The organism is Desulfovibrio sp. 1214_IL3152, from assembly GCF_036763055.1.
Classification (GTDB): Bacteria; Desulfobacterota; Desulfovibrionia; order Desulfovibrionales; family Desulfovibrionaceae; genus Desulfovibrio.
On sequence record NZ_JBAIYW010000355.1, the window covers coordinates 1 to 6,977 of the forward strand.

Genomic DNA, 6,977 nt, shown 5'->3' on the forward strand with positions numbered 1-6,977 from the left:
AGCTCATTTGCTTGAATCTGTTCGGCAAGGATTCTCTGGAAGAACTTCTGAATCCGCGAAGACGAAAAACTATAAACACCTATAGTTATAGCCTGTTAGCTATGGGTGCTTAACCGGACAACATTGATTGAATCTCTCTGTGATGGAGAAGCCGATGTTTGATGCAATTACCGCTGGTCTCTTGCGGTCCGCCCCGGAGCTGCCGGGACTTGATCCTAACAACTTGCCCGCCATTCTGACTGCCCACTATGCAGAGCTAGCGTCAATACGCCTCAAGGGTAATGGAGAAGATGAGGGGCAAAGAACCCCCCTTTGGAGCCTCGAACGTATTGCGGACACTTATGAACTTGTTGTTTCACTGCATCCCGAAGGACCCTCTCGTACAGCAGCTGCGTTTGTTGCAGGAACCGCCCAACAAATTCTTGCTAAAAGGCAGTCGGAAAAAAAACCAACTGAAGAGCTACCTCCCAATATCAACCGTGACCGTCTTGATCCAAGCTTGGCCGCTGTAATTTTATTTATGGCGTCTGGACAATATGCTGATGCTAATGAGGCTGCTTCCAATGTAACAATGCTCCATGCTGGGCAGAGTTATGAATCAAGAATTATTTCTGAGCACATTGTTGATATTGCAAAAGGTCAGCTCACTTCAATTCTAAAAAGAGCAGCGAGGTGGCGCCGAGATGGCACATATCTCAATCACGAAGATCGAGCACTTGCAGCATTGCTTGAGGCTCTTTGTGCGGGAATAGAATTGCTAGCAGCACAGATTCTGCGTACTGACAGCCCTGAGCCAACTGGTACTAGGTTTAATTCACCGGAAGACGCCTTTAAGCGCGTAATTTCACTCGCATCGTCTGATACTAACAGGGCAACCGTTGGTATTATTGAGGGGCTAATCGTCTCGTATGCTGGTCCATACCATCTTGCGTCTCTTTTACTTGCTGCCACAAAATCAATCGCACAGGCTAGTATCCTAAATACGCCAGTGCCCTCAGGAGCCGATGCACAATTATGGGAACAGTGGTTGCGCTTCCGTGCCGAAAAATTTCCATATCTTTGGTTAAATCATCGTAAAGCGCTTGAGCAGGGGGTTCATCAGACTGCGGTTTCTTCTGTTGTGGTGCTCCCTACAGGGGCGGGAAAAACTACGCTGTCTTCGTTCAAAATCGCTGGTGTCCTCGCACGAGGTAAAAAGGTAGTTTTCCTTGCCCCAACCCATGCTCTCGTTGAGCAGTTGACTGAGGACCTTCAGGAAATGTTCCCGGAAGATTTGCTCAGCGCTACCGTTTCCAGTGATTTTGACCTATTAATGCTTGAAGGCGCAGGTTTCAAGGGTGTCGAAGTGATGACCCCGGAACGATGCCTAGCCATGCTTTCTTTTGCCCCTAACGCCTTCAGCGACGTAGGGTTGCTAGTATTCGACGAGTGTCATCTTCTTAGTCCAGAGGCAGGTAAAATCCGTCGTGCATTTGATGCAATGCTTTGTGTGCTTGCCTTTTGTAATATTTCACCTGACGCAGATTTATTGTTCCTATCTGCCATGCTCAAAAATGGAGACGTGTTGGCGAGTTGGCTTCAAGAACTTACTGGCAGGACAACAATTTCAATCGACTTACTTTGGAAGCCAAGCCGCCAAGCACGAGGCGTAATCATCTATAATCATGAGCACCTTAATGAGGCTAGTACGCGCGCGCTTGCCGTACAGGAAGCAGAGGATAAGAAAAAAAATAAACTAGCTAAGGAGTTGCGCAAATCTGCAGTAGGTGAGCTAACCGCAATACCTTACACTATTTGGGGGCTTCAACATAATTGGTTGGCCCAAGATAAACCTAGTGATCATTGCATAACGACCCAACTTCTCGAACGCCCTGTCACCCTTGCAGGACATCTTAAATTCGGCCAGCTCAAAATTACGCCAAATGTCAACCATGTCGCCATTGAGATCGCAGTCGCCGCCGCCACGCGTGGCTTAAAAACTATTGTTTTTGTGAACACCAAGCGGGACGCTGTGTTGGTGGCAAATGAAATCTCCACTATGCTGACAAGTCAAATTCGGATAACTCCAATCGAACAAGCTCGGTGGGATGCTCTCAAAGTCGAGTTAGGAGGAATAGAGCACTCTATACTTCCGGGAGCAACGGCAGCAGTTCCCCATAATTCTGCCATGCTTAGGCTTGAGCGAGACATCGCGGAAAGGATGTTTAGGCGGCCTTCCGGTGCCCATGTTATTGTTGCTACTCCAACGTTGGCCCAAGGCTTAAACCTGCCTGCGCAGCTTGCAATTTTGGCTGGAGATAGGCGTGCCAATACAATAAAGGGTGGTCGCGAAGATTTAAAAACTCATGAGATACTAAACGCCGCAGCTCGAGCAGGGCGGGCAGGACATCTTGCAAATGGGCTAGTGCTTCTTATCCCTGAACCCATCATTTCTTTTCAAGATGACAAGCCGCTAGGCAAACAAGTTATTCGGAAGCTCCAGGCAATTTTTCCCGAAGATGATCATTGTGTGGAAGTCACTGATCCTCTAGAAATTGTACTTGATCGAGTGATGCAAGGTCAGACCAGCGATCCTGATGTCAGCTATATGATTAATCGCATGGCAGCGTTGAGGAAGGAGGACGAAGCCGACAACTCGCTGCTCCTTTTTGATTTGCGGAAATCATTCGGGGCCTTCATGGCCAAGCAGCAGGAAGAGGCAGAGGTGTTTGACGCAAAGGTTGAGGCATTGAAGCAGGCTATTGCAGTCAGTGAGATAGAGGGGGCTGATCAAAATATTACAATTCTTTCTTCACAAAGTGGTTTGCCAGCAAATTTACTAATCAACCTTAAGACAAAAATTACACTAGATATCGGCGAGTTGCCAACAACGGTATGTGATTGGTTAAGATGGATGATTAACTGGTTGCAGGAGGATAAAAACTCTCGGAATGAACTCTTTGCAGATATAATGGGTAGCATACTAGCAGCATGCGGTAAGGCACGAGACGACGAGCTAGAAAAGGATGATCTTGATTTACTTTTGGAAGCACTAATCGCGTGGGTGGACGGAAAGCCCCTGCGTGTGATTGAAGAAATTTTCGGAGGCTCACCGGACGATGAAGCTCACGCCAAAAAAGTGTGCCCCCGAGCAAGAGAGCTTGCGGGTACCATAGTTCAACGAGGTGTCTCGTTTGCCTTTGGCTTAGTAGCATGTTTGGTCAAAGATATTAATCCGTTCGCGCAGCAAGAGACACTTGATCGTCACTTGGTAGATTGCCTTGCCGCGCTAGTGCGCCGAGGTTTTAACAGCGTGGGGATGCTTTCCTTTGCCGCCAGCAAGAAAGAACTTCTGGGGCGAGTTCAGATTCATGAAGAATGGAAACATCAATTGCGGTGAAATCGAAACTCTCCATCCCAGGTATCTCGGCAGCCAGGATACGTTTATAAAATGTAAGCCTCTACTTCTGAAGTCTTGGATTTCAGAAACAGAGGCTTACCAGTTTGTATTGATAAATCAAAAATTGTCAATTAAACGGGTTATCAGTGGGTCCTCCTCTGCTCAAAAGTGTAAGAATATGGTTTTTGTTTGCAGGTATTGTTCATGAGACTCACGCCCATTGTCCTTCCCTCCAAAGCCAGATAACTTGTATCCGCCAAAGGGTGTGGTGTTGTCCCCCTCGCTGAAATGATTGACAGAAACAGTGCCTGCCTGCAAAGCGTTTGCGTAGCTGTGTGCCTTGCTTACATCATTGGTAAACAGAGTCGCTTGAAGTCCATAAACGGAGTCATTGGCTAGCGTTAAAGCCTCTTCATCCGAATCAACAGGCAAAAGCACTGTAACAGGGCCAAAGATTTCTTCTCTGGCAATGGTGTCTTCCTGTTTGACATTGTCAAAAATGGTCGGAGGAATGAACAGCCCGCTCAAGCGAGGCTCTGATGAGTCTGACGACATATCAGCTTACGACCTCATCCTGAAGCGGAAGGAAATCCTGCTCTCATTTGAGGAGCCAACGCGGTTTATATTTTCCCACTCCGCTTTGCGCGAAGGCTGGGACAACCCGAATGTTTTTCAGATTTGCACTTTAAAGCATTCCGATGACGCTACTACAAAGAGGCAGGAAGAAGTAGTCCCAAAAATTTGGACAGCTATGATAGCTACTCAACCAGACGAGGAGATCATCAATGTCCAAACGCAGAAATCATTTGCCCGCTTTCAAGGCCAAGGTGGCGCTTGCCGCCCTTTCAGGCGAGAAAACAGTTGCCGAACTGTGCAGTGAGTTTGGCGTCCACCAGACGCTGGTCCACAAATGGGTGAAGCAGCTCAAGGAATCCGCGACCGGCATTTTTTCCGGCGAAATCAAGACGGAAGAGGCCAAAAAGGAAAAAGAGCTGCACGAGTTGCACGCCAAAATCGGCCGGTAATCATCCCCTTTTTAGTAGCTCTCCAAAGTAGAGCCTATGCCGCCAGCTTACGTTTCATAGCTGGAGTGATGCCGCCAATGCCCATGTTTGGTCGCTCATTGTTATATGTCCACAGCCAGGCCGTAGCAAATCCCTGTATTTGGGGGAACCGCAGAATTCGGAAAAAATCGTACGCTAAGCTAACGGTGTTCTCGTGACAGCTCTTTGACTAGGCTTTCTAAGGCCATTCTGATAGCCCTGACTTCCTGAAAAGCCATGGCTAAAATTTGTGCGGCTAAAAGGGATAACCGATGGTAAAGTAAGTTATCCCTGTCGAGATACTGAAAAGCGTTATCCTCGTTTTTCCCAAAACTGTTTTGCCAGTTCGCTCAGAGCGCTAGTTAACTGAGCGACAGATTTCGCACTTTGCAAATTATTCTGCCCGGTCTGTACATTGGTATCAGCAGCATCGCGTATATTGATAATACTGCGGTTTATGTCTTCACTTACTGCTCCCTGCTGCTCGACCGCAGTCGCTATTTGCGCGTTCATGTCGGTAATTTCGTTAACGCGTTGGCCAATTCCATCAAGAGCTGTAGCTGCTTCCTCTGCGTGAGCTACACTCGTGTGCGCTTGCCGACTACTTTGCTCCATGACTGTAACAGCGGATTGCGCTCGCTCTTGTAGAGCGCTGATCATGCTTTGAATATCCGTTGTCGATTGCTGTGTGCGAGCAGCAAGACTGCGAACCTCATCGGCGACAACAGCAAAACCACGCCCCTGCTCACCAGCACGCGCGGCCTCAATTGCTGCGTTGAGTGCCAACAAATTCGTTTGCTCGGCGATCCCTCGTATAACGTCAAGAACTTTTGATATCTCGTTACTTTGACCTTCAAGCTCATGAATAACCTGAGTGGCTTGCCTAATTTCACCTTCAAGGGCAGTGATTGACTGGCTTGTGTGGGCTACCAGACGCTGGCCAGATGCCGTCTCAGTGTCTGCTCTTCCGGCCGCATCTGCAGCATGCTGTGCATTGCTCGCAACCTCTTGAATGCTTGCCACCATTTGGTTTACTGCCGTTGCTATTTGATCTGTCTCTGCCTGCTGCTCAACTGTAAGTACATTGCTTGACTCAATATCCTTTAGTAGGCCTCGGGTGTGTTCGCTAAGCCGATTTGATGCATCACCTATGCGACCTACTATGGCGCCTGTTTCAGCTTGCATCATTCGTAAAGCAAACTCTATTTGGCCAAACTCATCGGTGCGCCCAGTGTAGAGGGATTGACTTAATGGGTTATTGGAAATATTCCTGGCTCTTTCAACCAGTCTTCCAAGAGGAGAGAGAATAGCCAAAACACTAACAGAGCTTAAGCTTCCTGACATTAAAGTGGCTAACAATAAGCTGCTTATTGATGTATCAGTAAGCATGCCGGCAGCCATTGCGCTTGATATAATACTACCCCATATGAGCAAGAGTATTTTCACGGAAAAGCTAGCAGCCAATTTCGGCCTCGCGGCCTTCCCGCTTCTCAATTGAGCATATAATTTTTCCGCAGCCAAAACCTGCTCAGGTTCAGGCTTGGTCCTTACAGACTGGTATTCAACAATCGAACCATTCTTAGCTATTGGCGTTACATAAGCACTTACCCAATAGTGGTCGCCATTTTTACAGCGATTTTTTACTAGCCCCATCCATGAGCGGCCAGATTTTAATGTACTCCACATATGCTCAAATGCAGCAGGCGGCATATCTGGGTGTCTTACGATGTTGTGAGGCTGGCCTAATAGTTCTTCCTCAGTGAAACCACTGATTTTAATGAAGTCAGGATTAACGTACGTGATATGGCTTTGAGGGGAGGTAGTCGAAAGAATATTGGCATCTTTTGGGAGTTCTAAGTTTCGACCCGTCACTGGTAAATTCTGGCGCATAAGAACCTCAAGGGTTGGCTGTTTTATTTTATTGTTTTCGGCATTAAGCCCAATTTCTTGAGCGTTACGATAAAGCTAGCATGGAAACGATAGGTGCAAGCAAGTTAAGGGTTGCATCGCGCATGTCAATCTAGGCTATACCCTAACTTGATGTCAGGCAGGGCCGCGCCGCTTCGTCAGAATAGAGTCTGCTTTCCCATTTTTTGACACATGCCCGCGAAGGTTATAGATTTCAGCCTGACAGAAATGGGCTTTGAGGCACAACGGAACAGAAAGTGCACTTAAGCCGCCTTCAACCAAGGAGACATCGTGCAGGGGCACCGCATCGGCTACGTCCGGGTCAGCAGCTTTGACCAGAACCCGGAACGCCAGCTGGAACAAACCCAGGTGAGCAAGGTGTTCACCGACAAGGCATCGGGCAAGGACACCCAGCGCCCCCAGCTCGAAGCGCTGCTGAGCTTCGTCCGCGAAGGCGATACAGTGGTGGTGCACAGCATGGATCGGCTGGCCCGCAACCTCGATGACCTGCGTCGCTTGGTACAGAAGCTGACTCAGCGCGGCGTGCGCATCGAGTTCCTGAAGGAGGGCCTGGTGTTCACTGGCGAGGACTCGCCGATGGCCAACCTGATGCTGTCGGTGATGGGGGCCTTCGCTGAGTTCGAGCG

The 6,977-nt window shown here is 48.4% G+C and carries 5 protein-coding genes; 3 read left to right on the forward strand and 2 right to left on the reverse strand.

All coding sequences use genetic code 11. The features are described 5' to 3' along the window. Positions 1-154 precede the first annotated feature (154 nt). Positions 155-3,379: a DEAD/DEAH box helicase gene (locus V6C07_RS07575; protein ID WP_333535760.1), complete on the forward strand. Its 3,225-nt coding sequence runs from the start codon at positions 155-157 to the stop codon at positions 3,377-3,379. A 162-nt stretch (positions 3,380-3,541) separates the two neighbouring features. Here V6C07_RS07575 and V6C07_RS07580 read toward each other — a convergent pair whose 3' ends face one another. Further along, the gene (locus V6C07_RS07580; RefSeq protein WP_333535762.1) at positions 3,542-3,907 is read right to left on the reverse strand and encodes an aldehyde dehydrogenase family protein; all 366 of its coding nucleotides are present in this window, start codon (positions 3,905-3,907) and stop codon (positions 3,542-3,544) included. 257 nt (positions 3,908-4,164) lie between these two features. On the opposite strand from V6C07_RS07580, the gene V6C07_RS07585 reads away from it, so the two are divergent. Next, the gene (locus V6C07_RS07585) at positions 4,165-4,404 is read left to right on the forward strand and encodes a transposase (RefSeq protein WP_333535763.1); all 240 of its coding nucleotides are present in this window, start codon (positions 4,165-4,167) and stop codon (positions 4,402-4,404) included. A 330-nt stretch (positions 4,405-4,734) separates the two neighbouring features. Here the strand turns inward: V6C07_RS07585 and V6C07_RS07590 are convergent, their stop codons facing one another. Continuing rightward, positions 4,735-6,312 (reverse strand): methyl-accepting chemotaxis protein, encoded by a 1,578-nt coding sequence (locus V6C07_RS07590; protein ID WP_001323889.1) that lies wholly within the window; start codon positions 6,310-6,312, stop codon positions 4,735-4,737. Between the two features lie 309 nt (positions 6,313-6,621). Between V6C07_RS07590 and V6C07_RS07595 the strand changes: the two genes are divergently transcribed. After that, positions 6,622-6,977: recombinase family protein (locus tag V6C07_RS07595; protein ID WP_162801227.1), on the forward strand; the 356-nt coding region annotated here is incomplete at its 3' end.